Raw genomic sequence first — 25,186 nt, forward strand, 5'->3', positions numbered from 1 at the left:
CCCCTGCGATCGGTGCGATCGCCTGCTGCGCTGTTTTGCTTCCTGCGGCATGATCCGCGCACGCGGGCTCGGTCGCCGTCGTCCTGCGTCGATCCTTCGTCATCTTCCCACCCGATCGTCGAGCGAGGCCCACGTGAACGCACAAACCAGCCCATCTTCAGTTGCCGTTGCCCGTTTCGGGAGCGGAAAGGAGGTCCACCGTCTGGAAGACGACGCCTTGCTGAGCGGGCGCGGCCGGTACACCGACGACGTGGGCGCGCAGGGCCAGTTGTTCCTGTCCTTCGTGCGCTCGCCCTATCCGCATGCACGCATCGTTTCCATCGACGTTGCTGCGGCGAGTGCCATGCCTGGCGTGGCCAAGGTGCTGACCGGCGCGGAACTCGTCGCTGCTGGCGTCAAGCCCATTCCAGGCGTCGCCGGATTCGTGCGCGCCGATGGCCAGCCTGCTGCGACAGCTCCGCGCCTTGCCTTGGCCCACGAGCGAGTTCGCTACCTCGGCGAGGCAGTGGCAGCCGTGCTGGCCGACAGTGTCCAGCAGGCGCGCGACGCCGCCGAAGCTGTATTCGTGGAGTACGACGAGTTGCCCGCGGTGGTCGATCCATCGCAGGCTTTGGCACCCGGCGCTCCGGTGATCTGCGACGCCGCGCCCGACAACATCTCCGCCGAGATGCGCCACGGCGACGCTGCAGCGACCGATGCCGCCTTCGCCCAGGCCGCCCATGTCGTGCGGCTCGAGCTACGTCATCAGCGTCTGGCAGCCGTGACCCTGGAGCCCCGCTCGGTGCTGGCCGAATTCGACGTGGCGAGCGGCCGCACCACCATACGCATGAGCACGCAGATGCCCACGGGCGCGCGCAACACCATCGCCGCGGACATGCTGGGCATCCCGCCCGAAGAAATGCGGGTGATCGTGGGAGACGTGGGTGGTGGCTTCGGCATGAAGACCGGCCTGTATCCGGAGGACGCGGTCGTCGCGATTGCCGCACGCAACCTGCGTCGCCCCGTCAAGTGGATCGCAGACCGCAGCGAGGAGTTCATCTCCTCGACGCATGGGCGCGATGTGGAGGCGCGTTGCGAACTGGCGTTGGCAGCCGACGGCAAGATACTGGCGCTTCGGGTTCATTCGCTGGCCAACGTTGGCGCTTACGCAGGTGCGGCCGGCGTGGCGATCCAACTGCTCATCGGTCCCTGGGTGCAGACCAGCGTCTATGACATCCAGACCATCGACTTTCATTTCAAGGCGGTGATGACCAACACCGCGCCCACCGGCCCGTATCGCGGAGCCGGTCGGCCGGAGGCCATCTTCAACATCGAGCGGCTGATGGACGAAGCCGCACGCCAGATCGGCATCGACCGCGTTGCCCTACGGCGCAGGAACTTCATCCGGCCCGAGCAGATGCCCTACAAGAACCCAATGCAGCAGGTGTACGACAGCGGGCGATTCGAGCACATCCTGGACCAGGGGCTGGCGCTGGCCGACTGGGACACCTTCGAGGAGCGTGCCGCGGAGTCGGCCAAGCGTGGCGTTGTGCGCGGCCTGGGGATTGCCACTTTTCTCGAGTGGACCGGCGGCAATGTGTTCGAGGAGCGCGTCACTGTAGCCGTGCAGGCGGAGGGCGTGATCGAGGTCTATTCCGCCGTCAATGCCATGGGGCAGGGCATTGCGACCTCGCTCGCCCAATTGGTTGTCGACGCCTTCGGTGTGCCGATCGATCAGGTGCGGGTGGTGCTGGGCGATACCGATCGCGGCAACGGATTCGGCAGCGCCGGCTCACGTTCGATCTTCACCGGTGGTTCGGCCGTGCAGGTGGGGTCGCAACGCACGATCGAGATGGCGAGAGGCTTGGCCGCCAAGGAGTTCGAGGCGGATGCCAACGATGTGCGTTACGAAGGTGGCCAGTTCAGCGTCGCGGGCACCGATCTGTCGATCGGATTGTTCGAGTTGGCGGGTCGACAACCGGACTCACGCATTTTCATGGACTCGACCAGCAGCGTTGCGGGTCCGAGTTGGCCCAATGGCTGCCACATCTGCGAGGTCGAACTCGACCCGGCAACGGGCGAGGTCACAGTCGATGCCTATGCCTCGGTCAACGACGTCGGCCGCGTGGTCAACCCGATGATCGTGCGCGGGCAACTCGACGGGGGCGCGGTGCAAGGCATGGGGCAGGCGTTGCTTGAAGAAGTGGTCTACGACAAGCAGACCGGCCAACTCCTGAGCGGCAGCCTGATGGACTATGCCCTGCCCACTTCGTCCGGCTCGCCGCACTTCCGCACCGAGATGGACACATCGATTCCCTGCCAGAACAACCCGCTGGGTGTCAAAGGCGTGGGCGAGCTCGGCACCATCGGCGCAACGCCCGCGGTGGTCAATGCCGTGGCCGACGCTCTCGCTCGCGCCGGTCACAAGGACAAGACCGCACGCCTGCAGATGCCCCTCACTCCCACCAAGCTCTGGACACTGCTGCATGCGTCTTGAGCTGGCCCCAGGCGAGCGTAGCGAAGCCCCTTCGCGACACCCACGGTACCGGCTTTGCCGGGCCGTAGGGTGTGCCCCCTTGAGGGGGTAGGGGGACCTGCGAAGCAGGGTAGCCTGGGGGTGGGCTACTTCAACCAGCCCCGGCGCCGGAAATACCACATCGGCCCCAGTGCGCTGGCTGCCATGAGGGCCAGCACATAGGGGAATGCGGCCTCGCCCAGCGCCCGCAGGTCGGGAAAAGCGAGGTTCATGCCGTAGATGCTGGCGATCAGCGTCGGCGGCAGCAGCGCAACGCTGGCCACCGAGAAGATCTTGATGGTCTTGTTCTGGTTGATGTTGATGAAACCGACGGTCGCATCCATCAGGAAGTTGATCTTGTCGAACAGGAAGGCCGTGTGGTTGTCGAGCGATTCGATATCGCGCAGCAGCTGGCGCGCTTCCTCGAACTGTTCGGCATTGAGCATGCGGCTGCGCATCATGAAGCTCACGGCGCGGCGCGTGTCCATCACGTTGCGGCGGATTCGGCCATTCAAGTCTTCCTGGCGCGCGATGGCGCCAAGCGCCTCGCCGGCCAGCTCGTCGCTCACATTGCCCGCCAGCACTTTCTTGCTGACCACTTCGAGTTCGTCGTAGATGTCTTCGAGCGTGTCGGCCGAATATTCGGCGTCGGCATCGAAGAGCTTGAGCAGTACTTCCTTGGCATCCTCGATCAGCCCGGGTGCACGGCGCGCGCGCAGGCGCAGCAGGCGAAACACCGGGATGTCTTCCTCGTGGATCGAAAACAGCACCCCGCAGCTTCGCAGCCCCGAGTTGTGCCGATTGAGGATGAAAGCCACGCGCACCGATCGAGAGTCTCTGTCGTCATCGATCAGGAAGTCGCTGCGAATGTGCAGCTCGCCGTTGTCTTCTTCGTAGAAGCGCGCGGACTCCTCGATGTCCTCGTCCATCGCGTCTTCGGGGATGGAAAGGCCGTAGTACTGCTTGACCCAGCGCTTTTCTTCCAGCGTGGGCGATTCGAGGTCAACCCAGATGGGCTGGAACTTGGACAGTTCTTCGAGCGACTCGATCTCTTCCTGGACGAGACGGCCGTTGGCGAGCGTGAAGATGTTGAGCATGGGCTCACTCCCGGAGATGACGTTCTACAGTTGCGTGGTAGAGGGCGGGGCGCTTTCAACCCCGACCCGCTTCCATCCGTAGATGGCCGTCAGCTGGGAGTTGAAAGCTGCCGAGGCTGGCAGTTTTCCAAGGCAATGCTCCTAAAAGCGTGCAAGTTGCGACGGGCGCGATTATCACACCGTGACGCGAAGTGGGGCGGTGCGCTCGCCATTGACCCGAGGCAAATGTGCCCATGGCGCGACGCTGGATGGATGTACAGTTGCGCTTCTCAGCCCATGACCACGCTGGAATCTCCCCAAAGCCATCTGCAAGAGGCCCTATTGCGCCTGAATGACGCACAGCGTCGGGCTGTGTTGCACGGCGTCGGCGATGCGGCAGCGGGCGCGTTGCTGGTGGTCGCGGGCGCCGGGTCAGGCAAGACCAACACGCTGGCCCATCGAGTGGCCAGCCTGATCGCCCACGGTGGCGATCCTCAGCGCATCCTCCTCTTGACCTTCTCGCGCCGCGCCGCGCAGGAAATGTCGCATCGTGCCGGGCACGTGCTGGCCCGGGCCCTGGGTCTCAAGCATGAAGGCGTGCCCCAACTGCCGTGGGCCGGCACCTTCCATTCGGTGGGGGCCCGCCTGCTCCGGGAATACGCCACCTCGCTCGGCCTCGACCCCGGCTTCACCATCCACGACCGGGGTGACGCCGAAGACCAGATGGGCCTGGTGCGCAATGCGTTGAACCTGACCGCGAGCGGCCGCCGCTTTCCGGGCAAAGCCACCTGCCTGTCGATCTATTCGCGAGTGACCAACACGCAGGACAGCTTGCGCAATGTGCTTGCCCAGGCCTACCCATGGTGCGCCGAATGGGAGGAGGAACTGGAGCGCCTGTTCGGCGCCTACGTCGATGCCAAGGCTGAGCAGAACGTGCTCGACTACGACGACCTGCTTCTGGCCTGGCACGAGATGCTTGGCGAGCCCACGCTGGCGGCCCAAGTCGGCGGCCGCTTTGACCACGTGCTGGTCGATGAGTACCAGGACACCAACCGTTTGCAGGCGGCGATCCTTCGGCGCCTCAAGCCTGACGGGCGCGGGCTGACCGCGGTCGGCGACGACGCGCAATCCATCTACTCGTTCCGCGGCGCCACCGTCCGCAACATCCTGGAGTTTCCCGATCAGTTTGCCCGAGACGGCCAGCCTGCCCACGTGGTCACGCTAGAGCGCAACTACCGATCCACCCAGCCGATCCTCGATGTGTCCAACGCCGTCATCGCGGCCGCAGGGGAGCGGTTTGCCAAGCGCCTGTGGAGCGAACGGGCCTGTGCGGGTCGCCCGCAACTGGTGCTCGTGCCGGACGAGGCGCATCAGGCGCGCTGGGTGGCCGATCAGGTTCTGGCGCATCGCGAAGGCGGCCTGCGCCTGAAGTCGCAGGCCGTGCTCTTTCGCACCAGCAGCCACAGTGCGGCGCTGGAGCTCGAACTGGCACGACGCAACATCCCGTTCGTCAAGTTCGGTGGTCTCAAGTTCCTCGAGGCCTCGCACGTCAAGGACGTGCTGGCACTTCTGCGATTCGCGCAGAACCCCAAGGGGCGTCTGGCGGGTTTTCGGGTGGTGCAGCTCATCCCCGGTATCGGTGCGGCCACGGCCACACGGCTCATGGATGCGCTGCAGGATTGCGCCGACCCCATCGCCACGGTGCGCGACTTCGTTGTTCCCGCTGCCGCGCGCGAGGCATGGGCCGTGTTCGCAGACACCTATGCCGAGCTGCGCAAAGCTGACCCGGGCTCCTGGCCGACCGAACTCGAGGCCGCTCAGCGTTGGTACCAGCCTCATCTCGAGCGTTTGCATGAAGACGCGGCCGTTCGCATTGCCGACGTCGAGCAGCTCGTGCAACTGGCTGCTGGCTACGCGTCGCGCGAGCGCTTTCTGACCGAGCTCACGCTTGATCCGCCTGAGGCCACGAGCGACCGCTCAGGCCCGCCCCTGTTGGACGAAGACTATCTCGTTCTGTCGACGATCCATTCGGCCAAAGGACAGGAATGGACCTCCGTCCATGTGCTCAACGTGGTCGACGGCTGCATTCCTTCGGACATGGCTACGGGTTGCGCCGATGACATCGAAGAAGAGCGGCGGCTGCTCTATGTGGCGATGACGCGGGCGCGCGACCATCTGCATCTGCTGGTGCCGCAACGCTTCTATGTGACCCAGCAGCGCGCGCGCGGCGACCGCCATCTTTACGCAGGCCGCACGCGTTTCATTCCGGGGTCGGATTTGAAGGCCTACCAGCAAATGGTCTGGCCCGCGCCGCCGGTGGAGCCGCCGGCCGTGCCGCCTCCAGCGGCGACCATCGACCTGCGCAATCGCCTCCGCGCCGCATGGCGTTCTGGGCAGGTCGGCTGAAATTCTCCAAGCCCACCAGTTTGGCGCAAAACTCTTGTAACAGGTATCCGTTATTGCCCTGCAGGGCCATCATTGCTTTTCGGTATCCGGCCGGGCATAGTGAATCCGACTCGATCTTCATCTCTTCGCGCTTCTCTCCTCCTTCTTCTCCCGCTTCGTTTCCCAGCTCAACGGTCTTTGCCAGCGACGCATCTCTTCTCGCAAAAGGTTACCCATTTTCCCGTCGGCCAAGCCCCCCTCAGGGCATGGTCATTGTCAAACTGTCAGTTCCAGGAGGTCACACATGAATCTGACGATCAGCGGACATCACCTTGACGTCACCCCCGCACTGCGCAGCTACGTCACGACGAAGCTGGATCGCATCACGCGACATTTCGACCAGGTGGTCGACGTAAAGGTCATCCTGACGGTGGAAAAGCAAAAGGAGAAGGAAAAGCGTCAACGCGCTGAATGCAACATTCACGTCAAGGGCAACGACATGTTCGCCGAATCGAGTCACCAGGATCTCTATGCGGCCGTCGACGAATTGGTCGACAAGCTCGATCGCCAGGTGGTGCGCCACAAGGACCGCCTGCAAGACCACCATCACGAGTCGGTCAAGCGCGTCGTGAACTAACGGCGTAACCGGCTCGCCCGGGACTCCGGGCAAATCCTATTGCGGGCCGCCGAAAGGCGGCCCTTTGCTTTTTGGCTCGTGGGTGCATAATCGCCCCCGCCCCATATCATGAATCGACTCGCGTCCATCCTGCCGCCCGCTCAAGTTCTCGTGAGCGTTGACGCTACCAGCAAGAAGCGTGCCTTTGAAGAGGCGGGCCTGCTGTTCGAAAACCTGCACGGCCTAGGTCGCGCGCTGATCACCGACAGCCTTTTCGCCCGCGAGCGGCTCGGCTCAACCGGTCTGGGTCACGGCGTTGCCATTCCCCATGGCCGCATCAAGGGTTTGAAGGCCCCTATGGCGGCTGTGTTCCAGCTGGCTCAGCCGATCGGCTTCGACGCCCCTGACGAACAGCCTGTCAATTTGTTGATCTTCCTGCTGGTGCCCGAGGCAGCCACGCAAAAGCACCTGGAAATCCTTTCCGAGATTGCCGAGCTCCTCAGCGACTCGGCCTTGCGCGAGCAGATCAAGTCCAGCGGCGATGCCGTCAAGCTGCACGCCCTGATCGCGGGCTGGCAGTCGGCCCAGGTCGCGTGATCCGCGCCTTTCTTGCAAGACCTGCGGCAGGGCGGGCCGCTGACGCATGAAACCCAACGCCATCAGCGCCGACGCGGTGTTCGAGGAGTTCCGCGGCTCCCTTCGCTGGGAGTGGCTGGCCGGCCTGGGCGCCTCCGAGCGCCAGTTCGACCCAGACGTCATCAGTCGCGCACAGTCCGCGGCGGATCTGGTCGGCTACCTCAACTACATCCATCCTTATCGCGTCCAGATCATGGGGGCGCGCGAAGTCGCTTACCTCACGATGGGATCGCCGGAAGACTGCGCTCGCCGGATTGCACGCATCGTGACGCTCGAGCCGCCGATGCTGGTGCTGGCCGATGGCCAGGCAGCACCGGACGAGCTGCTGCAGATCTGCGAGCGCGCGCAATTGCCACTATTTGCAACGCGTGAATCCTCGGCATTCGTCATCGACGTGATGCGGGCCTACCTGTCCAAGCACTTTGCCGAGCGCACCTCGATGCACGGCGTGTTCATGGACATCCTGGGCCTGGGCGTGATGATCACCGGCGAGTCTGGCCTGGGCAAGAGTGAGCTGGGGCTGGAGCTGATTTCCCGCGGCAACGGCCTGGTGGCCGACGACGCGGTCGACCTGCACCGCATCAACCAGACCACCATCGAAGGGCGCTGCCCCGACCTGCTGCAGAACCTGTTGGAAGTACGCGGCATAGGACTGCTGGATATCCGCGCCATCTTCGGCGAGACGGCTGTGCGGCGAAAGATGCGGCTCAAGCTGATCGTCCACCTCGTGCGGCGCGACAGCTTCGAGCGAGACTACGAGCGAATGCCCGCGGCCCCGCTCACGCAGGACGTGCTCGGCGTGCCGATCCGCAAGGTGATCATCCAGGTCGTGGCGGGTCGCAACATCGCCGTGCTGGTAGAGGCGGCAGTTCGCAACTCGATCCTTCAGTTGCGGGGCATCGACACCTATGCCGACTTCGTCGCCCGGCACCACAAGGCCATGGAGTCGTCCAGGGACGACGACTAGGCCTGGCGCGTTTGGCGCGTCAGCGCTTGGCAGCGCACTCGGCGCAGATGCCGTAAAGCGACATGGCGTGGTCTTGCAGCACCCAGCCCTTGTCCTTGGTCACCATCTGCTGGCGACGCTCGATCTCGGCGTCATAGAACTCCTCGACCTTGCCGCATGAGGTGCACACCAGATGGTCGTGGTGCTGGCCTTCGTTGAGCTCATAGACCGCCTTGCCGCTTTCGAAGTGGCTGCGCTCCAGAATGCCCGCCTGCTCGAACTGCGTCAGCACGCGGTAAACCGTCGCCAGTCCGATGTCGGAATGGTCGTTCAGCAGCACGCGGTAGACGTCTTCCGCGGTCATGTGGCGCTGGTTGCCGCTGTGGAAGATCTCGAGAATCTTCAGCCGGGGCAAAGTGGCCTTCAAGCCGGTGCTCTTGAGTTCGTCGATCTTGTCCATGGTGTTGACGGCGGTCCTGACCAGCAAATATGGGCAGAAATGCCTGCCGCTACAATGTTCCGATCATATCGCTTGCCTCTTTTTCCATGACTGCCAATCAACCCCGCCGACCCTGGGCGCTCCTGGCGGCGATCGCCGGCAGTGTCGGTCTTGGCGCATGCAGCACCATCGGTGACAGCGCCCGTGGCGCCATGCGCACCATCACGCCGTACAAGGCTGAAGTGGTGCAGGGCAACTTCGTGTCCAAGCAGCAGGTCGATGCGCTTCGCCCCGGCATGACGCGCCAGCAGGTGCGCGAGATTCTCGGCACGCCGCTGCTGAGCGACGTGTTCCATTCCAACCGCTGGGACTATGTGTTCACGATCCGACGCCAGGGCGTCGCTTCGCAGCAGCGTCACCTGACGGTCTTCTTCGACGGTGAGCGCATGACGCGCTACGAAGGCGACCCGATGCCCAGCGAGGAGGACTTTGTCGCCACGCTCGATCCGCGCGGCAACAAGGAGCCCAAGGTGCCCAAGCTCGAAGCCAGCGAGGAAGAGCTCAAGAAGTTCGACCCCAAGCCCAAGGAGGCGGCGGACGCCGCTGCGGCGGCCAACGCTGCAAGTACGCCTGCGGCGCCCTTGCCGGCCAGCTATCCGCCGCTGGGCACGGGTCGCTGAGCCGCGGCGGCCCGCCGCGCATCGCTCACGGCCGCCGTTCGCTCATCGCCGCGTTGGCGAAATGGCCCGGATGCTGGCGCCGGGCGAGTTGACGTTCAAGTCGAAGGGTGATTTGCCAAGCCCTTCGTTGTATTCATTTGATTCGCCCAAGGAACCTCTGCCTTGACTGCTTCTTCCACTTCATCCAATCCGGCACGCCGCATTGCCGTTGCAGGTGCCTCTGGGCGCATGGGCCGCATGCTGATCGAGGCGGTGCTGGCTGCCGACGATTGCCGCCTGGCCGGCGCATTGGACATCGCCGGCAGCCCCGCGCTGGGGCAGGATGCGGGTGCCCCGCTGGGTGCGACCACCGGCGTCCCGATCGTCTCCGACCTGCGCGAAGGCCTGGCCAATTCGCAGGTGCTGATCGACTTCACGCGGCCCGAGGGCACGCTCGCCCACCTGAAAGTGTGTCGTGAGCTGGGCGTGCAGGCCGTGATCGGGACGACGGGCTTCTCGGACGAGCAGAAGGCGCAGATCGCCGAGATCGCCCGGGACATCGCCATCGTGCTTGCACCGAACATGAGCGTGGGCGTCAACGTCACGCTCAAGCTGCTCGAGATGGCCGCCAAGGCGATGTCGACGGGCTACGACATCGAGATCGTCGAGGCGCACCATCGCCACAAGGTGGACGCGCCCTCGGGCACCGCGCTCAAGATGGGCGAGGTGATTGCCCAGGCCCTGGGCCGTGACCTGAAGGATTGCGCCGTGTATGCCCGAGAGGGCGTGACCGGCGAGCGCGATCCGTCGTCCATCGGCTTCGCCACCATCCGCGGCGGCGACATCGTGGGCGACCACACCGTGCTGTTTGCGGGAACTGGCGAGCGCATCGAGATCTCGCACAAGTCATCCAACCGCAACGGCTATGCGCAAGGCAGCTTGCGCGCGGCCCGTTTCCTCGCTGGCCACAAGAGCGGCCTGTTCGACATGTTCGATGTGCTCGGCCTGCGCTAGCAAGCCGGTCCGATTCCTCTCCCGTATTGACTGAGCGCCGCCTCCCCCGTCTTCGCCGTCTTTTCCCGCGCCTGGGCGCCACCTGGCTGACAGCACTGCTGATGGTCACGGTGTCCCTGGTCCTGGGGCCACGGCGAGCGGCGGCGGTCGAGGTCTCGATCTCCTGCGGCGCAGTGGGACAGGAACTGGCGCAATGCCGCGAGGGCGCCCAGGCCTGGGCGAAGCGCACCGGCCACACCGTCCGTGTGGTCTCTACGCCCAACTCCGCCAGCGAGCGCCTGGCGCTTTACCAACAACTGCTGGCGGGCGGCAGCACCGCCATCGACGTCTACCAGATCGACGTCGTCTGGCCAGGCATCCTGGCGCGGAACCTCGTGGACCTGTCGCCCTTCGTGGGTGACGCACCTGCCGAGCATTTCCCGGCCATCATCCGCAACAACACGGTCGATGGGCGCCTGGTGGCGCTGCCGTTCTACACCGATGCGGGCGTCCTTTTCTACCGCGCCGATCTTCTGAAAAAGTACGGCCTTCCCGTCCCGCAGACGTGGGACGAGATGACCGATGCGGCGCAACGCATCCAGCAGGCCGAACGCAAGGCCGGCGACAGCGGCATGTGGGGCTACGTCTTCCAGGGCCGCGCGTACGAGGGCCTGACCGTCAATGCCCTGGAATGGATGGACAGCCGGGGCGGCGCCATCGTCGGTCCGGAGGGTAGCGTGAGCGTGGACAGCCCCGCCGCGCGCGATGCGCTCTCGCTGGCATCGAAGTGGGTGGGCACCATTGCGCCGCCTGGCGTGTTGAACTACGCCGAGGAAGAAGCGCGCGGCCTGTTCCAGTCCGGGCATGCCGTCTTCATGCGCAACTGGCCTTATGCCTGGGCGCTGGCGCAGGGCGCAGACAGTCCTGTGCGCGGAAAGGTCGGCGTGGCAGCGCTGCCGAGCGGTGATCCCAAGAAGGGCCCGGCGCGCCACAGCGGCGTGCTCGGCGGGTGGAACCTGGCCGTCTCGCGCCACTCGCGCCACATCCCCGAAGCTGTCGACCTGGCGCTCTATCTCACGAGCGCCGCCGAGCAGAAGCGCCGCGCGGTCGCAGCCGCCTACAACCCGACGCGGCCTGCGCTCTACAAGGACGAACAGGTGCTGGCTGCCAATCCGTTCTTCGGGACGCTCTACCCCAGCTTCGAGTCCGCGGTCGCCCGCCCCTCGCGTGTGACGGGCCGCAAGTACAACCGCGTCTCCAGCGCCGTGGCGAACGCGGTGCACGGTGTGCTGTCGGGGCGCAATTCCGCAGAGCCGGCACTTGCCGACCTGGCGCATGAGTTGCGCGGGATGAGTCGACATGGCTGGTGATCGCGCCAAAGGGCCTGGCGGCCTTGCGCAACAGCGCGTGCGGGCGGCGTGGACGTTTCTCGCGCCGACGCTCATCGTGCTGGCGCTGGTGGCCGGATGGCCGCTGGCGCGCACGCTGTGGTTCGGCTTCACCGACGCCGCATTGGACGACCTGGGCGCAGCCCGGTTCATCGGCCTGGCCAACTTCCTCGAACGCGATGGCGGCGAGTGGTACGGCGTGCTGGCCGATTCCGTGTGGTGGCACGCCGTCTGGCGCACGGTGTGGTTCGCCGCCGTGTCGGTATCGCTCGAGACCGTGCTGGGCCTGGTGGTGGCGCTGGCGCTCAACGTGCGCTTTCCGCTTCGCGGCGTGGTGCGCGCGGCCATCCTCATTCCCTGGGCCATCCCGACGGTGGTCTCGGCGCGCATGTGGGGCTGGATGCTCAACGACCAGTTCGGCATCCTCAACCACATCTTGATGGGGCTGGGGCTGATCGACCACCCCGTGGCGTGGACGGCCGATCCGGATCTTGCGATGTGGGCGGTGGTGATGGTCGACGTCTGGAAGGCCACGCCCTTCATGGCGCTGTTGACGCTGGCCGCGCTGCAGATGCTTCCGGGTGACTGCTACGAGGCGGCGCGCGTCGACGGCATCCACCCGGTACGCGTGTTCTTCCGCGTCACCTTGCCGCTGATCCGGCCGGCCCTGATGGTGGCGGTGATATTCCGTGCCCTCGATGCGCTGCGCGTGTTCGACCTGATCTACGTGCTGACCGCCAACTCGCGCGACACGCAGTCGATGTCGGTCTATGCGCGGCAATGGCTGGTCGACTTCCAGGAGGTGGGCTATGGCTCGGCCGCATCGACGCTGTTGTTCCTCGTGATCGTGCTGCTGACCTGGACGGCTTTGGTGCTCGGCCGAGTCCGGCTGCAAGGGGAGACGCGATGACGCTCGCCATCCGCAAGCGGCAGCGCCCAGCGTGGCCCGTTCATCTGCGGCGCATCGGCTTCGCGCTGCTGCTGGCGGTCATCTTCGTGGTGTCCGTCTTCCCGTTCTACTACGCGCTGGTGTCTTCGCTGCGCAGCGGATCGGAACTGTTCGTGCCCGCGCTGTGGCCCGAGCACTTCGACTTGCGCAACTACGAGCAGATCTTCCTGCAGCAGAACTTCGGGCGCAGCATTCTCAATTCGCTGGCGGTAGCGCTGGGCGTGGTGGCGCTTTCCCTGCTGCTGGGCCTGGGCGCCGCATGGGCACTGGGCCGCGTGCAGTTCAGGGGGCGCGCGCTGCTGCTCATGACGATCCTCGGCGTCTCGATGTTCCCGCAGGTGGCCGTGCTGTCGGGGATGTTCGAACTGATCAGCGCACTGGGCCTTTACGACACGCTGCCGGGCCTTGGCCTGGCCAACCTGGTGCTCACGCTGCCCTTTACCGTGTGGGTGCTGACCACCTTCATGCGCGAGCTGCCGCGCGAACTGGAAGAGGCCGCCTACGTCGATGGCGCCTCGCCCGCGTTGCTGCTGCGCCGCGTGTTCCTGCCGCTGCTGTGGCCCGCCATGGTGCCCGCCGGACTGCTGGCCTTCATCGTGGCCTGGAACGAGTTTCTTTTTGCGCTGACCTTCGCGCTCTCGCCCGACGCCCGAACGGTGCCGGTGGCCATCGCGCTGCTTTCGGGCGGCAGCAGCCAGGAGCTGCCGTGGGGGCCGATCATGGCCGCATCGGTGGTGGTGACGGTGCCGCTGGTGCTGCTGGTGCTCGTCTTTCAGCGCCGCATCGTCGCCGGCCTCACGGCCGGGGCGGTCAAAGGATGAATGCAATGACGACTTCGACGACATCGAACACGACATCCGTAGCCGAGGAATCGGCCAACGACTGGTGGCAGTCGGGCGTGATCTATCAGGTCTACCCGCGCTCCTTCCTCGACACCAATGGCGATGGCATCGGCGATCTGGCGGGCATCACCGCCCGTCTTGACCACATCGCCAGCCTCGGCGTCGACGGCATCTGGATCTCGCCCTTCTTCGTCTCGCCTATGGCCGATTTCGGCTACGACATCGCCGACCACTGCCAAGTGGCGCCCATGTTCGGCACCATGGCCGACTTCGACGAACTGCTCGCCGCAGCGCACGAGCGCGGCCTGCGGGTGCTGATCGACCTGGTCATCTCGCACACGTCGGAGCGCCACGCCTGGTTTGCGCAAAGCCGCGCCGATCGGCACAACGACAAGGCCGACTGGTATGTCTGGGCCGATGCCAGGCCCGATGGCGGCCCGCCGAACAACTGGCTGTCACTCTTCGGCGGCAGCGCCTGGGCCTGGGACACGCGGCGCTGCCAGTACTACCTGCACAACTTCCTCGCGAGTCAGCCTGACCTGAACTTCCACAACCCCGAGGTGCAGGATGCGGTACTCGGCATCGTGCAGTTCTGGCTCGATCGGGGCGTGGACGGCTTTCGGCTCGACACCGCCAACTTCTACTTCCACGACCAGCAACTGCGCGACAACCCGCCGCTGGGGGTGGGCGGCCAGACCGTGGGCGTGCATGTGACCAACCCCTACAGCTACCAGGACCACGTCTACGACAAGTCCAGGCCGGAGAACCTTGTCTTTCTGGAGCGCCTGCGCCGACTCGTCGACACGCGCCCCGGCACGGCGATGGTGGGCGAAATCGGCCCGGACCGCGATCCGGCCGCCACCACGGCCGCGTACACCTCGCGCGGCAAGCGCCTGCACATGGCCTACGCCTTCAGCCTGCTGGGCGATGCCTTCTCCGCCGCGCATGTTCGCAACGTCGTGGAACGGTTCGAGGCCGCCATCGGCGACGGCTGGCCGAGCTGGGCCATGTCCAACCACGACGTGACGCGCGTCATTTCCCGTTGGCGGCTGGAACAGCACGCCGATCGCGCCGCACCCATGCTGTTGGCCCTGCTGATGTCGCTGCGCGGCACGCCGTGCATCTATCAGGGAGAAGAGCTGGGCCTGGCCGAAGCCGAGATCCCTTTCGAATTGCTGCAGGACCCTTTCGGCCGCCAGTTCTGGCCGGAGTTTCCCGGGCGCGATGGATGCCGCACGCCCATGCCCTGGACGGCGGATGCAGTCCATGCCGGTTTCAGCTTCGGCACGCCCTGGCTGCCGGTGCCGCTGGCGCATGCGCAGCGTGCGGTGTCGGTCCAAGAAGCCGACAGCGCCTCGGTGTTGGCGCGCGTGCAGCGCTTCATTGCATGGCGCAAGGGCCAGCCGGCGCTGCAGCGCGGCAGCATCCGCTTCATGGCCGACGTGCCTGCGCCGCTGCTTTGCCTGGAGCGCCAGGTGCCGGGCCATACGCTGCGCACCGTCTTCAACCTGGGGCCGGAGCCCATGACCCTGGCGATGGCCGATGCGCCCGCATTCTTGCCGCAGGACGGTCACGGATTTGCCGCGCAGATGCAAGGCGCGACGCTCGTCGTGCCAGGCTTCGACGCGTGGTTCGCGCGGCGCGACGACAAGGCCGAGGACGTGGCATGACGGCGGTCGAGACCAGCGCAACCGCCTCCGCACAGGCCATCGAGCTGCGCCGAGTTCGCAAGGACTTCGAGGGTCATCCGGTCATCCAGGGCGTCGACCTTCGCATCGAGCCGGGCGAGTTCTGCGTCTTCGTCGGGCCCTCGGGCTGCGGCAAGTCCACCTTGTTGCGCCTCGTGGCCGGGCTCGAATCGCCCAGCGCCGGCGAGGTGCTCATCGGCGAGCGCGACGTGACCGAACTCGCGCCACGCGAGCGCGGCGTGGCCATGGTGTTCCAAAGCTACGCCTTGTACCCGCACATGACGGTGCACGAGAACATCGCCTTCGGCCTTGAAACCGGGCGCGGCCTCGGACGCGCGCAGATCGATGCCAAGGTGCGCGAAGCGGCCGATCGTCTCGAACTCACGCCCTTGCTGAAGCGGCTGCCTCGCCAACTTTCCGGCGGGCAGCGCCAGCGCGTGGCGATCGGCCGGGCCATCGTGCGCGAGCCCAGCGTGTTCCTGTTCGACGAGCCCTTGTCCAACCTGGACGCGCAACTGCGCGTGCAGACGCGCCTGGAGATCGCGCGGCTGCACCAGGCCATGAAGACCACGATGGTCTACGTGACGCACGACCAGGTAGAGGCGATGACGCTGGCCGACCGCATCGTCGTGCTCAACGCTGGACGCATCGAGCAGGTCGGCGCACCCAAGGAGCTCTACCAGCGTCCCCGAAACCTGTTTGTGGCCGGCTTCATCGGCAGCGCACGCATGAACTTCCTGCCGGTGCGCGTGCTCGACTGCGGCGCCGGCCGCGTGGGTGTGCAACTGCCGGGCGGCGGCGTGATGCATATCCCTGCGCAAGGCGAGGGCATCACGCCCGGAGAAACCCTGACCCTGGGCATCCGCCCCGAGCACATTGCCCACGATTTCGGCGACGCCGCCATCGAAGGCCCCATCGAGGTGGTGGAAGAACTGGGCGAGGACCGGCTGGTCTACCTGCGCTCGCCCGACGGCACCTTGCTGTGCGCCCGCTGGGGCACTGAGCCGCCGCTCGGCGAAGGCACGACGACGCGCATGTACCTGCTGGCCTCGCGCTGCCACCTCTTCGGCGCCGATGGCGCTGCGCTCGACGCCCCGTAGCCGCGCCGGGCGTGACCCTGAGTGCCGATGCCCCCGAATGACCATGGCGCAACAAGTTGACCACGGTCAATGACCGGCCAGCGCCACATCCATCAGGATCGTCATCGGACCTATGGTCGGGCATGCATAACCACGTAGCTCATGTGACGTGCGCGCGATCGCAGGCCGCATGAGAATCCCCCTTGGCCGAGAGACAAGCAATACCCCACTGCCGCGAAGCCTGACCGCATCGCCGATGACATGACCACAACCACTACGCGCCCTCCCGAACCCGGTGTCGTGCGACTCGCCACCGTGGACGAGCTTCGCGGAAAGCTGCGTCGCAAGGGCCAGCTCAAGGGCCGCCAGCCCGACCACGTCTCGCTCGAAGAAGTCCAGGCGCTCATCGGGCGTGGTCCGCACAGGAGGGATCTGCTGATCGAGAACCTCCACCGCATCAACGATGCCTGGCAAGGCCTGCATGACCGGCACCTGGTCGCGCTCGCGCGCGAAATGAACATCCCGATGGCCGAGGTGTTCGAAGTCGCGACCTTCTACCACCACTTCGAAGTACTGCGCGGCGATGAGCAGCCCGCCGCGCTCACCGTGCGCGTGTGCGACGGTCTCTCTTGCGAACTTGCTGGTGCGCGCGATCTGCTGCAGCGCCTGCCGGCCATCCTCGGCTCTGATGTTCGCGTGATTCCGGCACCCTGCGTGGGCCGCTGCGAACAGGCGCCGGTGGCGGTGGTCGGCCAGGCACCGGTGGCCCGCGCGACAGCGGACGCCGTCAAGGCCGCGGTGGATCAGGATGCCCGGCAGCATGCGCCGGCGTCGGACGAGGGGCAGTTCGATGCCGCGTCCTCGGGCGCTGCGCCCGTCACCGCATCGCCCGCCGAAGTGTCGCCCGCCTATGTTGGCTACCAGGCGTACAAGGAGCGGGGCGGCTATCGCCTGGCCGCGGCCGTGGCTTCCGGCGCGACGCCGCCCGACGATGTGCTCAAGGCCATGACCGACTCCGGCTTGCGCGGCCTGGGCGGCGCGGGCTTTCCGGCGGGACGCAAGTGGTCCATCGTGCGCCAGCAACTGGCGCCGCGCCTGATGGCGGTGAACATCGACGAGGGCGAGCCCGGCACCTTCAAAGACCGCACCTACCTCGAGCGCGATCCGCACCGCTTTCTCGAAGGCCTGCTGATCGCCGCCACCGTGGTCGGCATCGATGCCTGCTACGTCTACCTGCGCGACGAATACCACGGCTGCCGCGCCATCCTCGAACGCGAGCTTGCGCTGCTGCAGGCCGATCCGCCGTTCGCCCTGCCGCTCATCGAGCTGCGCCGTGGCGCCGGCGCCTACATCTGCGGCGAGGAGTCCGCGATGATCGAGAGCATCGAAGGCAAGCGCGGCGAACCGCGCATGCGTCCGCCCTACATCGCGCAGATCGGCCTGTTCGGCCGGCCCACGCTGGAGCACAACTTCGAGACGCTCTACTGGGTGCGCGACATCTTTGAGCGCGGTGCAGAGTGGTTCAGCAGCCATGGCCGCAACGGACGCCACGGCCTGCGCTCGTTCAGCGTCAGCGGCCGGGTTCGCGAGCCCGGCGTCAAGCTGGCGCCGGCCGGCATCACGCTGCGTGAGCTGGTGGACGAATACTGCGGCGGCATGCTGCCCGGACACGAGCTGTATGCCTATCTGCCCGGCGGCGCCTCGGGCGGGATTCTTCCCGCCAGCATGAGCAACATCCCGCTCGATTTCGATACCCTGCAGCCGCACGGCTGCTTCATCGGTTCGGCCGCCGTCATCGTGCTCAGCCAGCACGATCGCGCACGCGACGCCGCCTTGAACATGATGCGGTTCTTCGAACACGAAAGCTGCGGCCAATGCACCCCGTGCCGCGTCGGCACCGGCAAGGCCGCACAGCTGATGGCCCAGCCGGACTGGGACCACGCCACCTTGGAAGACCTGAACCAGGTGATGATCGACGCGTCGATCTGCGGCTTGGGGCAGGCGGCGCCGAACCCTGTTCGCTGCGTCCAGAAATATTTCCCTCACGAGGTCGCTTGAGATGAATGCACGAGACCCATCCGCCCCGGTGCCCACCGCGGTCGAGTTCCAGCTCGACGGCAAGCCGGTGCATGGCTACGAGGGCGAGACGATCCTTCAGGTGGCCGAGCGCTACGGCGTCGAGATTCCGCGCCTTTGCTACAAGCCCGGCTACCGGCCCGACGGCAACTGCCGCGCCTGCGTGGTCGAGATCGACGGCGAACGCACGCTGGCGCCCAGCTGCTGCCGCGCACCGACCGCCGGCATGAAGGTTCAGGCGAGCAGCGACCGTGCCGTCAAGAGCCAGAAGATGGTGCTCGAGATGCTGCTGTCCGACATGCCCGAGCAAGGCTACAAGTGGGTGGGTGACGACCAGACCCAGCAGCACGGCGAACTAAGCGAATGGGCCACGCGCATGGACGTGGCCGTGCGGCCCGCGTTGGCCGCCATCGGCCGCCAGCAACCGGCGCCCGACCTGTCGCACCCGGCGATGGCCGTCAACCTCGATGCCTGCATCCAGTGCAACCGCTGCGTGCGCGCCTGCCGCGAGGAGCAGGTCAACGACGTGATCGGCTATGCCTTCCGCGGCCATGACAGCGCGATCGTGTTCGACCTGCAGGACGGCATGGGCGACAGCACCTGCGTGGCCTGCGGCGAGTGCGTGCAGGCCTGCCCGACCGGGGCGCTGATGCCCAAGAGCCACATCGGCTCGCAGGAGGTCGATCGCAAGGTCGATTCGGTCTGCCCGTTCTGCGGCGTCGGCTGCCTGCTGACCTACAACGTGAAGGACGAGGTCATCGTCAGCGTGGACGGGCGCGATGGCCCGGCCAACCACGACCGCCTGTGCGTGAAGGGTCGCTTCGGCTTCGACTACGCCCACCATCCGCAGCGCCTGACCAAGCCGCTGATCCGCAAAGCCGGTGTGCCCAAAGATGCCGATGCGATCGGCGATCCGGCCGACTGGAGCTCCGTGTTCCGCGAAGCGACCTGGGAAGAAGCGCTCGAGCTGGCCGGCGGCAAGCTCAGGCAGTTGCGCGACACGCACGGGCACAAGACGCTGGCGGGCTTCGGCTCCGCCAAGGGCAGCAACGAAGAGGCTTATCTGTTCCAGAAGCTGGTGCGCACGGGCTTCGGCAGCAACAACGTCGACCACTGCACCCGCCTGTGCCATGCCTCCAGCGTGGCGGCGCTGCTCGAAGGCGTGGGCTCGGGCGCGGTCAGCAACCAGGTGGGCGACGTCGAGAACGCGGGCCTGATCCTGGTGATCGGCTCGAACCCCACGGCCAACCACCCCGTGGCCGCCACCTGGATGAAGAACGCGGCCAAGCGCGGCACGAAGATCGTGCTGGCCGACCCGCGTGTCACCGACATCGGCCGATACGCCTGGCGCACGCTCCAGTTCCGCCCCGACACCGACGTCGCGCTGCTCAACGCGATGATCCACACCGTCATCGACGAAGGCCTGGTGGACGCCGACTTCCTCACGCGCAGGGCCAGCAACTACGAGGCGCTCAAGGCCAACGTGCAGGGCTACTCGGCCGAGGCCATGGCGCCGATCTGCGGCATTCCGGCCGAGACCATCCGCGAAGTGGCGCGTGAATTCGCGACCAGCAAGGGATCGATGATCCTGTGGGGCATGGGCGTGAGCCAGCACGTGCACGGCACCGACAACGCGCGCTGCCTGATCGCCCTGGTCAGCGTCACCGGGCAGATCGGCAAGCCGGGCAGTGGCTTGCATCCGCTGCGCGGCCAGAACAACGTGCAGGGTGCCAGCGATGCCGGCCTGATTCCCATGATGCTGCCCAACTACCAGCGCGTGGACGATCCGGGCGTGCATGCCTGGTTCGAGAACTTCTGGGAAACGCCGCTGGACGACAAGCCCGGCTACACCGTGGTCGAGATCATGCACAAGGCGCTGGCTCCGGACAGCGATCCGCACAAGATCCGCGGCATGTACATCATGGGCGAGAACCCCGCGATGAGCGATCCGGACCTCAACCATGCACGCCATGCGCTGGCCTCGCTCGATCACCTGGTCGTGCAGGACATCTTCATGACCGAGACGGCCTGGTACGCCGACGTGGTGCTGCCCGCCAGCGCCTGGCCTGAAAAGACAGGCACGGTCACCAACACCGATCGCATGATCCAGATGGGCCGCCGCGCCCTCAATCCGCCGGGCGATGCCAAGCCCGACCTGTGGATCATCCAGCAGATCGCCGCCCGCATGGGCCTGCCGTGGAACTACCAGGGGCCCGAGTGCGGCGTGGCCGAGGTGTACGAGGAAATGCGCCAGGCGATGAGTGCGGTGATCGAGGGCGTCACCTGGGAGCGCATCGAGCGCGAGCAGAGCGTGACCTACCCCTGCCTGTCGGAAGACGATCCGGGCCAGCCCACCGTGTTCATCGACGCCTTCGCGACGAACGACGGCCGCGTGAAGCTGGTGCCGGCGGACATCATCCCGGCCGACGAGCGCCCCGATACCGAGTACCCGTTCGTGCTGATCACCGGCCGCCAGCTGGAGCACTGGCACACCGGCAGCATGACGCGGCGCGCGAGCGTGCTCGATGCCATCGAGCCCATCGCCACCGCATCGATGAACGGCGGCGACCTGCGCAAGCTTGGGCTCGATGCGGGCGATGTCATCACGGTCAAGTCGCGCCGCGGCGAAGTGGCACTCACGGTCCGGCGTGACGATGGCACGCCGACGGGCGCGGTGTTCATTCCCTTCGCCTATTACGAGGCCGCGGCCAACCTGCTGACCAATGCCGCGCTGGACCCGTTCGGGAAGATTCCCGAGTTCAAGTACTGTGCGGTCGATGTGCGGCCCGGCGGCACACCCGCACCGGTGGTGGGCTTCGAGCGCAAGGGCATGAAGGAAGGGCCCGTGCTGGCGTAGGATGGTGCATGCCCTCTTTTGAAGACGAAGCATCGCTCGCCTTTGCTGCCTTGCCGCTGCCCAGGCGCCCCGATGCGCCGCGCCTGAGCCATGCACGCGGCGAGTTGCTGCGCCGGATCGAGATCGTCGACCAGCATGGCGAGCGCCGCGACATCGACATTCCGTCGGAGAGGCCGCTCACCGTCTTTCTCGACAAGCGCGAGCTCGTGACGCTGATGACCCTGGGCGCGTCGCCCGAACTGCTGGTGCTGGGCTATCTGCTCAACCAGAACCTCATCGCGCGCGTGGGCGAGGTCGAGAGCATCGACGTCGACTGGAGCGTCGAGGCCGCGGCCATCAAGACACATGCGGGCGTCACCGGCCTTGCCGAGAAGACGGCGCGTCGCGTCGTGACCACCGGCTGCGGCCAGGGCACGGTGTTCGGCGACGCCATGGCCCAGATCGACGCCGTGCGGCTGCCGAGCGCGCAAGCGGCGCGCATCGACCAGGGCACGCTGCTGCGCATCCTCGAATCGATGCGTGCTCGCGACAACGTCCATCGGCAGGCGGGCTCCGTGCATGGCTGCGCGTTGTTCAGCGGCAGCGACATGCTGGTCTTCGTGGAGGACGTCGGACGGCACAACGCCATCGACACCATCGCCGGCTGGATGGCGATGCACGGCGTGAGCGGCGGCGACAAGGTCTTCTACACCACCGGGCGCCTGACGAGCGAGATGGTCATGAAGTCGGCCCACATGGGGGTGCCGATCATCGTGTCGCGCAACGGCGTGACGGCCATGGGGCATGAACTGGCCGTGAGGCTCGGCATGACACTGTTCGGTCGGGCGGCGAACCGCCACTTTCTCTGCTACAGCGGCGCCGAGCGCTTCGATGCACAGCCGCAGGTGCAGGAGCCGGCCCGGGCGTTGGCCGACGAGTGAAGTCCGCGGCGCCGATGCTCAGCGCCAGCCCAGTTCGCCCTTGAGAAACTGCTCGGCCTTCTCGGGCAACGGCTCGCCCTGGAAGAACTGTTCCACCGGCCGCACCGCGATCAATTCCCCGCTCTGCAGGTAGGCCACGCGCGTGGCCAGGCGCTTGGCCTGCCCCAGGTTGTGCGTGCTCGCGACGATGGTGATGCCGCTGGCGCCGATCTCCTCGATCAGGTTCTCGACCTCGTGCTTGGCGCTCGGGTCCAGGCTGGCCGTCGGCTCGTCCAGGAGCAGCAGGTCGGGCTGCTGCGACCAGGCCCGCGCAATCCCCAGGCGCTGCTGCTGGCCGCCGGACAGCGTCCGGGCCGGGCGGGCGATGTGGCCCAGCAAGCCCACGCGCGCCAGGGCCTGCCGGCATCGCTCGGCCCGCTGCGCCGCCGGCACGCCCGCCAGCCACAGGCCGATGCGGAGATTGCGCCCGACGGACAGGTTCAGCAGAAAGGTCTGCTGGAAAACCATCGCCAGGCGCGGCGGTCGGCCTTCCGGTTGCAGGGGCAGGAAGTCGCACCGCCCCGTATGCGGCACCAGGCCGTGAAGGAGCTTGAGCAGCGTGGTCTTGCCCGAGCCATTTGCCCCGACCAGCACGAGGCGGTCGCCACGCCGCAGGGTGAGCGACACATCGCGCAGGGCCGTGACGGCGCCCAGGCGCACCGTGGCCTTGTCGAGGATGGCAAGGGGCCCCGTGTCGACCGTCACGGCTGCGGGGGGCGTCGTCGCGGGCGTTGGCACGGCCGCACTCACAGGCTGAACCGGGTGCTGCACGCGGCTGCCGAGGCGATGCAGGACACCCATCGCGCCGTTGACCACACCGACCACGGCCAGCAGCACGAAGCCCAGCGCAAGGGCCAGGGCCAGATCGCCCTTGCTGGTCTCCAGGGCGATGGTGGTGGTCATCACACGGGTGACGCCGGCGATGTTGCCGCCCACGATCATCACGGCGCCGACCTCTGCAATGGCGCGGGCGAAGGCGGTGAGCAGCACGGTGGCGACACCCATGCGTTCATGCACGAGCATCAGGAGCGCCACTGTCAATGGCCGGGCCCCCAGCGAGCGGAACTGGTCACCGCCTTCGGCCAGGGCGGCGAGCACCAGGCGCCGCGACAGCGCGGCGATCAGTGGCGTGACCAGGACGCTCTGCGCCACCACCATCGCCGATGGCGTGAAGAGAATGCCCAGTTCGCCTAGAGGGCCTGAGCGCGAGAGCAGCAAGTAGACCAGCAGGCCCACCACCACGGCCGGGAGCGCCAGAAGGGTGTTGACCAACCAGACGGCGATCGAATGCCCCGGGAACTCCGCCACGGCCAGCCAGGCGCCGAGCAGCAGCCCGAGCAGCGCGCCCACCACGCAAGCCGAGGCACTGACCTGGAGGGACAAGGAGGCGATGCGAAGGAGTTCGGCATCGGCGTGCAGGATGAGTTGCCAGGCCAATCCCCAGCTGTCGGACATTGTGTTCATGCGCGGGCTGCTTTTTACCGCAGCCGGTGAACTTGCCCGTAGGTGTCAGCCTCGACCGTGGTTGACCAAGGCTGCGTGACGCAGCCTCAAAAGGCTCAGGGCTTGGCGCCCGCGGGTGCCGCAGGCTGGGTCGTGCTGGGTGGCGAGGCCGCGGTTTGCGGCGGAGAATGCGCGCCCGCTGCCTCGAGCGGCTTGGCCTCCAGAGGCCCCGGGTCGGTGCAAGCCGGCGTGGACGTCGGCTGCAAGGTCTTGCCGTTCGCCCGTGCCTTTTCGAGATAGGCGGCGGCCACCTTGTTCTGCGCTTCGCACAACTGGTAAGCAGCGACCTTGTCGCCCCAAGCGGTCTTGGCCGCTGTTTCCGCAGCTTTGGCCTTGGCTTCGTCGGACGGGGGCGGAAGCTTGGCCGATGCATGGGCGGCGGCGAGCGACAGGACCAGCAGAGCGAGGGTGGCTTTCATGGGGGCGTCTTTCGTGTGCAAGGCGGGTTGCAAGCGGGATCAGGCCTCGCGCGTGCGGGGCGCCGGCTTGGCAGCGCTGCCCTGGCCCGATCGCTGTGCGGGAATCTTCCCGGCCCGGATGTCCTCGTACCAGAGTTCGTGATGTTCCTTGGCCCAGCCTTCGCTGACGTAGCCGCGGCGCATCGCGCCGTAGGCGCCGCGCATGCCGATGGTGCCCAGGTAGATATGGCCGAAGAACGCGCACATCATCAGCACGGCGGCGATGGCATGGAACATGTGCGCGATCTGCATGGCGCCGCGCGTGAAGACCAGGCTGGGAACCAGGTGGTCGAGCACCAGCCCCGAGGCCACCACCGTCAGGCCCAGCGCCAACACGCCGCCCCAGAAGATGAGTTTTTCGCCTGCATTGAAGCGGTGCGAAGGCACTTCCTGCTTGGAGAACATGCCGCCGGCCTTCTTGATCCAGGCCCAGTCGCCCGGCTGCGGGAAGTTGTCCTTGATGAAAGTCAGGATGATCACCACGAGCGTCACCGCGAACAGCGGCCCGACGAAGTTGTGCAACGTCTTGAGCCCATAGGTCAGCGTGCCGAAGATCGAGCTTCCGAGCACCGGCAGGAGGAAGAACTTGCCGAACGCCATGACGATGCCCGAGACCGCCAGCAAAACGAAAGCGATCGCGTTGAGCCAATGCGCGGCCCGTTCGAAAGGCGTGAAGCGCTCGATGCGGCCACCTTCGGGATGCTCGTGCCCCATGCGACCACGACCGAAGAAGAACAGGGCGAGGGCCAACAGCACGATCAGCATCAACGAGCCGCCGTAGGGAATGATCCAGTGGTTGCGCACCTGGCGCCACGCCTCGCCGGCGTTGGTGTGGTCGGAGCCCGGGTAGCGCACGAACTCCTGGATGAGCACGCCTTTTTCGACACCCGGGAGGTTGGTGATGCCCGCCTGCTCGCCCGATTGGCGAACGCCGCGCCAGAAGGGCGCGTTGTTGCCCGGCTGGGAGCGCTCGCGGGCGGCATTGTTTTCATCGGGCTTGGGCTCGGCCGGCGCGACGAAGCCGGCGGGCGGGCCGTTCTGCGCATTCGCGGCGGCGGTCGATGCCGGCGCCTGCGCCCAGGCACCGGAGGCCACCAGCAACAGGCCTGCGAGCAGCCAGCGAGAGAACACCACTTTCATCGT

Annotated in this window: 20 protein-coding genes; 15 read left to right on the top strand and 5 right to left on the bottom strand. The window is 66.5% G+C overall.

All coding sequences use genetic code 11. The features are described from left to right. Positions 1 to 133 precede the first annotated feature (133 nt). Positions 134 to 2,476, top strand: coding sequence for a xanthine dehydrogenase family protein molybdopterin-binding subunit (locus tag QTH91_RS09975; protein ID WP_286659923.1), 2,343 nt, complete (start codon positions 134 to 136; stop codon positions 2,474 to 2,476). A 125-nt stretch (positions 2,477 to 2,601) separates the two neighbouring features. Here QTH91_RS09975 and QTH91_RS09980 read toward each other — a convergent pair whose 3' ends face one another. Then, positions 2,602 to 3,591 (bottom strand): magnesium and cobalt transport protein CorA, encoded by a 990-nt coding sequence (locus tag QTH91_RS09980; RefSeq protein WP_286659924.1) that lies wholly within the window; start codon positions 3,589 to 3,591, stop codon positions 2,602 to 2,604. Between the two features lie 276 nt (positions 3,592 to 3,867). Between QTH91_RS09980 and QTH91_RS09985 the strand changes: the two genes are divergently transcribed. The 4 genes from QTH91_RS09985 to hprK all read left to right on the top strand — a co-directional run bounded on the left by QTH91_RS09985 (position 3,868) and on the right by hprK (position 8,174). Then, positions 3,868 to 5,976: an ATP-dependent helicase gene (locus tag QTH91_RS09985; RefSeq protein WP_286659925.1), complete on the top strand. Its 2,109-nt coding sequence runs from the start codon at positions 3,868 to 3,870 to the stop codon at positions 5,974 to 5,976. 283 nt (positions 5,977 to 6,259) lie between these two features. Beyond that, positions 6,260 to 6,592, top strand: coding sequence for a ribosome hibernation-promoting factor, HPF/YfiA family (gene hpf, locus QTH91_RS09990; RefSeq protein WP_286659926.1), 333 nt, complete (start codon positions 6,260 to 6,262; stop codon positions 6,590 to 6,592). A 108-nt stretch (positions 6,593 to 6,700) separates the two neighbouring features. Further along, positions 6,701 to 7,168: a PTS sugar transporter subunit IIA gene (locus QTH91_RS09995; protein WP_286659927.1), complete on the top strand. Its 468-nt coding sequence runs from the start codon at positions 6,701 to 6,703 to the stop codon at positions 7,166 to 7,168. Between the two features lie 46 nt (positions 7,169 to 7,214). Continuing rightward, positions 7,215 to 8,174: an HPr(Ser) kinase/phosphatase gene (gene hprK / locus QTH91_RS10000; protein ID WP_286659928.1), complete on the top strand. Its 960-nt coding sequence runs from the start codon at positions 7,215 to 7,217 to the stop codon at positions 8,172 to 8,174. A gap of 19 nt (positions 8,175 to 8,193) precedes the next feature. Here hprK and fur read toward each other — a convergent pair whose 3' ends face one another. After that, a complete protein-coding gene (gene fur / locus QTH91_RS10005; protein ID WP_286659929.1) occupies positions 8,194 to 8,613 on the bottom strand; it encodes a ferric iron uptake transcriptional regulator in 420 nt (139 codons plus the stop codon). 86 nt (positions 8,614 to 8,699) lie between these two features. Here fur and QTH91_RS10010 point away from each other — a divergent pair, with 86 nt between their 5' ends. From QTH91_RS10010 to QTH91_RS10055, 10 genes are all read left to right on the top strand, one after another. Beyond that, on the top strand, positions 8,700 to 9,272 hold the full coding sequence (locus tag QTH91_RS10010; RefSeq protein ID WP_286659930.1) for an outer membrane protein assembly factor BamE: 573 nt from the start codon (positions 8,700 to 8,702) through the stop codon (positions 9,270 to 9,272). A gap of 162 nt (positions 9,273 to 9,434) precedes the next feature. Next, a complete protein-coding gene (gene dapB / locus QTH91_RS10015; RefSeq protein ID WP_286659931.1) occupies positions 9,435 to 10,265 on the top strand; it encodes a 4-hydroxy-tetrahydrodipicolinate reductase in 831 nt (276 codons plus the stop codon). Between the two features lie 26 nt (positions 10,266 to 10,291). Continuing rightward, positions 10,292 to 11,614 carry an ABC transporter substrate-binding protein gene (locus QTH91_RS10020; RefSeq protein ID WP_286659932.1) on the top strand — a complete coding sequence of 441 codons (1,323 nt, stop codon included), beginning with the start codon at positions 10,292 to 10,294 and terminating at the stop codon, positions 11,612 to 11,614. Then, positions 11,604 to 12,542, top strand: coding sequence for a carbohydrate ABC transporter permease (locus QTH91_RS10025; RefSeq protein WP_286659933.1), 939 nt, complete (start codon positions 11,604 to 11,606; stop codon positions 12,540 to 12,542). Before QTH91_RS10020 ends, QTH91_RS10025 begins: the two co-directional genes overlap by 11 nt. Further along, complete coding sequence (locus QTH91_RS10030; protein WP_286659934.1) at positions 12,539 to 13,402, top strand: carbohydrate ABC transporter permease; 864 nt, start codon at positions 12,539 to 12,541, stop codon at positions 13,400 to 13,402. The genes QTH91_RS10025 and QTH91_RS10030 overlap by 4 nt, the downstream gene beginning before the upstream one ends. Before the next feature lie 5 nt (positions 13,403 to 13,407). Next, positions 13,408 to 15,093 (top strand): alpha-amylase family glycosyl hydrolase, encoded by a 1,686-nt coding sequence (locus QTH91_RS10035; protein WP_286659935.1) that lies wholly within the window; start codon positions 13,408 to 13,410, stop codon positions 15,091 to 15,093. Then, the gene (locus QTH91_RS10040; RefSeq protein WP_286659936.1) at positions 15,090 to 16,211 is read left to right on the top strand and encodes an ABC transporter ATP-binding protein; all 1,122 of its coding nucleotides are present in this window, start codon (positions 15,090 to 15,092) and stop codon (positions 16,209 to 16,211) included. The genes QTH91_RS10035 and QTH91_RS10040 overlap by 4 nt, the downstream gene beginning before the upstream one ends. Positions 16,212 to 16,451: 240 nt before the next feature. Then, the gene (locus QTH91_RS10045) at positions 16,452 to 18,248 is read left to right on the top strand and encodes an NADH-ubiquinone oxidoreductase-F iron-sulfur binding region domain-containing protein (RefSeq protein WP_286659937.1); all 1,797 of its coding nucleotides are present in this window, start codon (positions 16,452 to 16,454) and stop codon (positions 18,246 to 18,248) included. Position 18,249: 1 nt separating this feature from the next. Continuing rightward, on the top strand, positions 18,250 to 21,123 hold the full coding sequence (gene fdhF, locus QTH91_RS10050) for a formate dehydrogenase subunit alpha (RefSeq protein ID WP_286659938.1): 2,874 nt from the start codon (positions 18,250 to 18,252) through the stop codon (positions 21,121 to 21,123). 8 nt (positions 21,124 to 21,131) lie between these two features. Then, positions 21,132 to 22,043: a formate dehydrogenase accessory sulfurtransferase FdhD gene (locus tag QTH91_RS10055; RefSeq protein WP_286659939.1), complete on the top strand. Its 912-nt coding sequence runs from the start codon at positions 21,132 to 21,134 to the stop codon at positions 22,041 to 22,043. An 18-nt stretch (positions 22,044 to 22,061) separates the two neighbouring features. Here QTH91_RS10055 and QTH91_RS10060 read toward each other — a convergent pair whose 3' ends face one another. From QTH91_RS10060 to QTH91_RS10070, 3 genes are all read right to left on the bottom strand, one after another. Beyond that, positions 22,062 to 23,546, bottom strand: coding sequence for an ABC transporter permease (locus QTH91_RS10060; protein ID WP_286659940.1), 1,485 nt, complete (start codon positions 23,544 to 23,546; stop codon positions 22,062 to 22,064). A gap of 95 nt (positions 23,547 to 23,641) precedes the next feature. Next, positions 23,642 to 24,004, bottom strand: coding sequence for a hypothetical protein (locus tag QTH91_RS10065; RefSeq protein WP_286659941.1), 363 nt, complete (start codon positions 24,002 to 24,004; stop codon positions 23,642 to 23,644). Between the two features lie 39 nt (positions 24,005 to 24,043). Beyond that, on the bottom strand, positions 24,044 to 25,183 hold the full coding sequence (locus QTH91_RS10070; RefSeq protein WP_286659942.1) for a formate dehydrogenase subunit gamma: 1,140 nt from the start codon (positions 25,181 to 25,183) through the stop codon (positions 24,044 to 24,046). Positions 25,184 to 25,186: the final 3 nt, after the last annotated feature.

Origin of the sequence: Variovorax dokdonensis, from assembly GCF_030316895.1 — a bacterium.
Lineage (GTDB): Bacteria > Pseudomonadota > Gammaproteobacteria > Burkholderiales > Burkholderiaceae_C > Variovorax > Variovorax dokdonensis.

Coding starts and splice junctions, on each gene's coding strand:
- QTH91_RS09980 (WP_286659924.1), bottom strand. CDS start 3,591: ATGCTCAACATCTTCACGCTCGCCAACGGCCGTCTCGTCCAGGAAGAG.
- QTH91_RS09985 (WP_286659925.1), top strand. CDS start 3,868: ATGACCACGCTGGAATCTCCCCAAAGCCATCTGCAAGAGGCCCTATTG.
- hpf (WP_286659926.1), top strand. CDS start 6,260: ATGAATCTGACGATCAGCGGACATCACCTTGACGTCACCCCCGCACTG.
- QTH91_RS09995 (WP_286659927.1), top strand. CDS start 6,701: ATGAATCGACTCGCGTCCATCCTGCCGCCCGCTCAAGTTCTCGTGAGC.
- hprK (WP_286659928.1), top strand. CDS start 7,215: ATGAAACCCAACGCCATCAGCGCCGACGCGGTGTTCGAGGAGTTCCGC.
- fur (WP_286659929.1), bottom strand. CDS start 8,613: ATGGACAAGATCGACGAACTCAAGAGCACCGGCTTGAAGGCCACTTTG.
- QTH91_RS10010 (WP_286659930.1), top strand. CDS start 8,700: ATGACTGCCAATCAACCCCGCCGACCCTGGGCGCTCCTGGCGGCGATC.
- QTH91_RS10025 (WP_286659933.1), top strand. CDS start 11,604: ATGGCTGGTGATCGCGCCAAAGGGCCTGGCGGCCTTGCGCAACAGCGC.
- QTH91_RS10030 (WP_286659934.1), top strand. CDS start 12,539: ATGACGCTCGCCATCCGCAAGCGGCAGCGCCCAGCGTGGCCCGTTCAT.
- QTH91_RS10035 (WP_286659935.1), top strand. CDS start 13,408: ATGACGACTTCGACGACATCGAACACGACATCCGTAGCCGAGGAATCG.
- QTH91_RS10040 (WP_286659936.1), top strand. CDS start 15,090: ATGACGGCGGTCGAGACCAGCGCAACCGCCTCCGCACAGGCCATCGAG.
- QTH91_RS10045 (WP_286659937.1), top strand. CDS start 16,452: ATGACCACAACCACTACGCGCCCTCCCGAACCCGGTGTCGTGCGACTC.
- fdhF (WP_286659938.1), top strand. CDS start 18,250: ATGAATGCACGAGACCCATCCGCCCCGGTGCCCACCGCGGTCGAGTTC.
- QTH91_RS10055 (WP_286659939.1), top strand. CDS start 21,132: ATGCCCTCTTTTGAAGACGAAGCATCGCTCGCCTTTGCTGCCTTGCCG.
- QTH91_RS10060 (WP_286659940.1), bottom strand. CDS start 23,546: ATGAACACAATGTCCGACAGCTGGGGATTGGCCTGGCAACTCATCCTG.
- QTH91_RS10065 (WP_286659941.1), bottom strand. CDS start 24,004: ATGAAAGCCACCCTCGCTCTGCTGGTCCTGTCGCTCGCCGCCGCCCAT.
- QTH91_RS10070 (WP_286659942.1), bottom strand. CDS start 25,183: ATGAAAGTGGTGTTCTCTCGCTGGCTGCTCGCAGGCCTGTTGCTGGTG.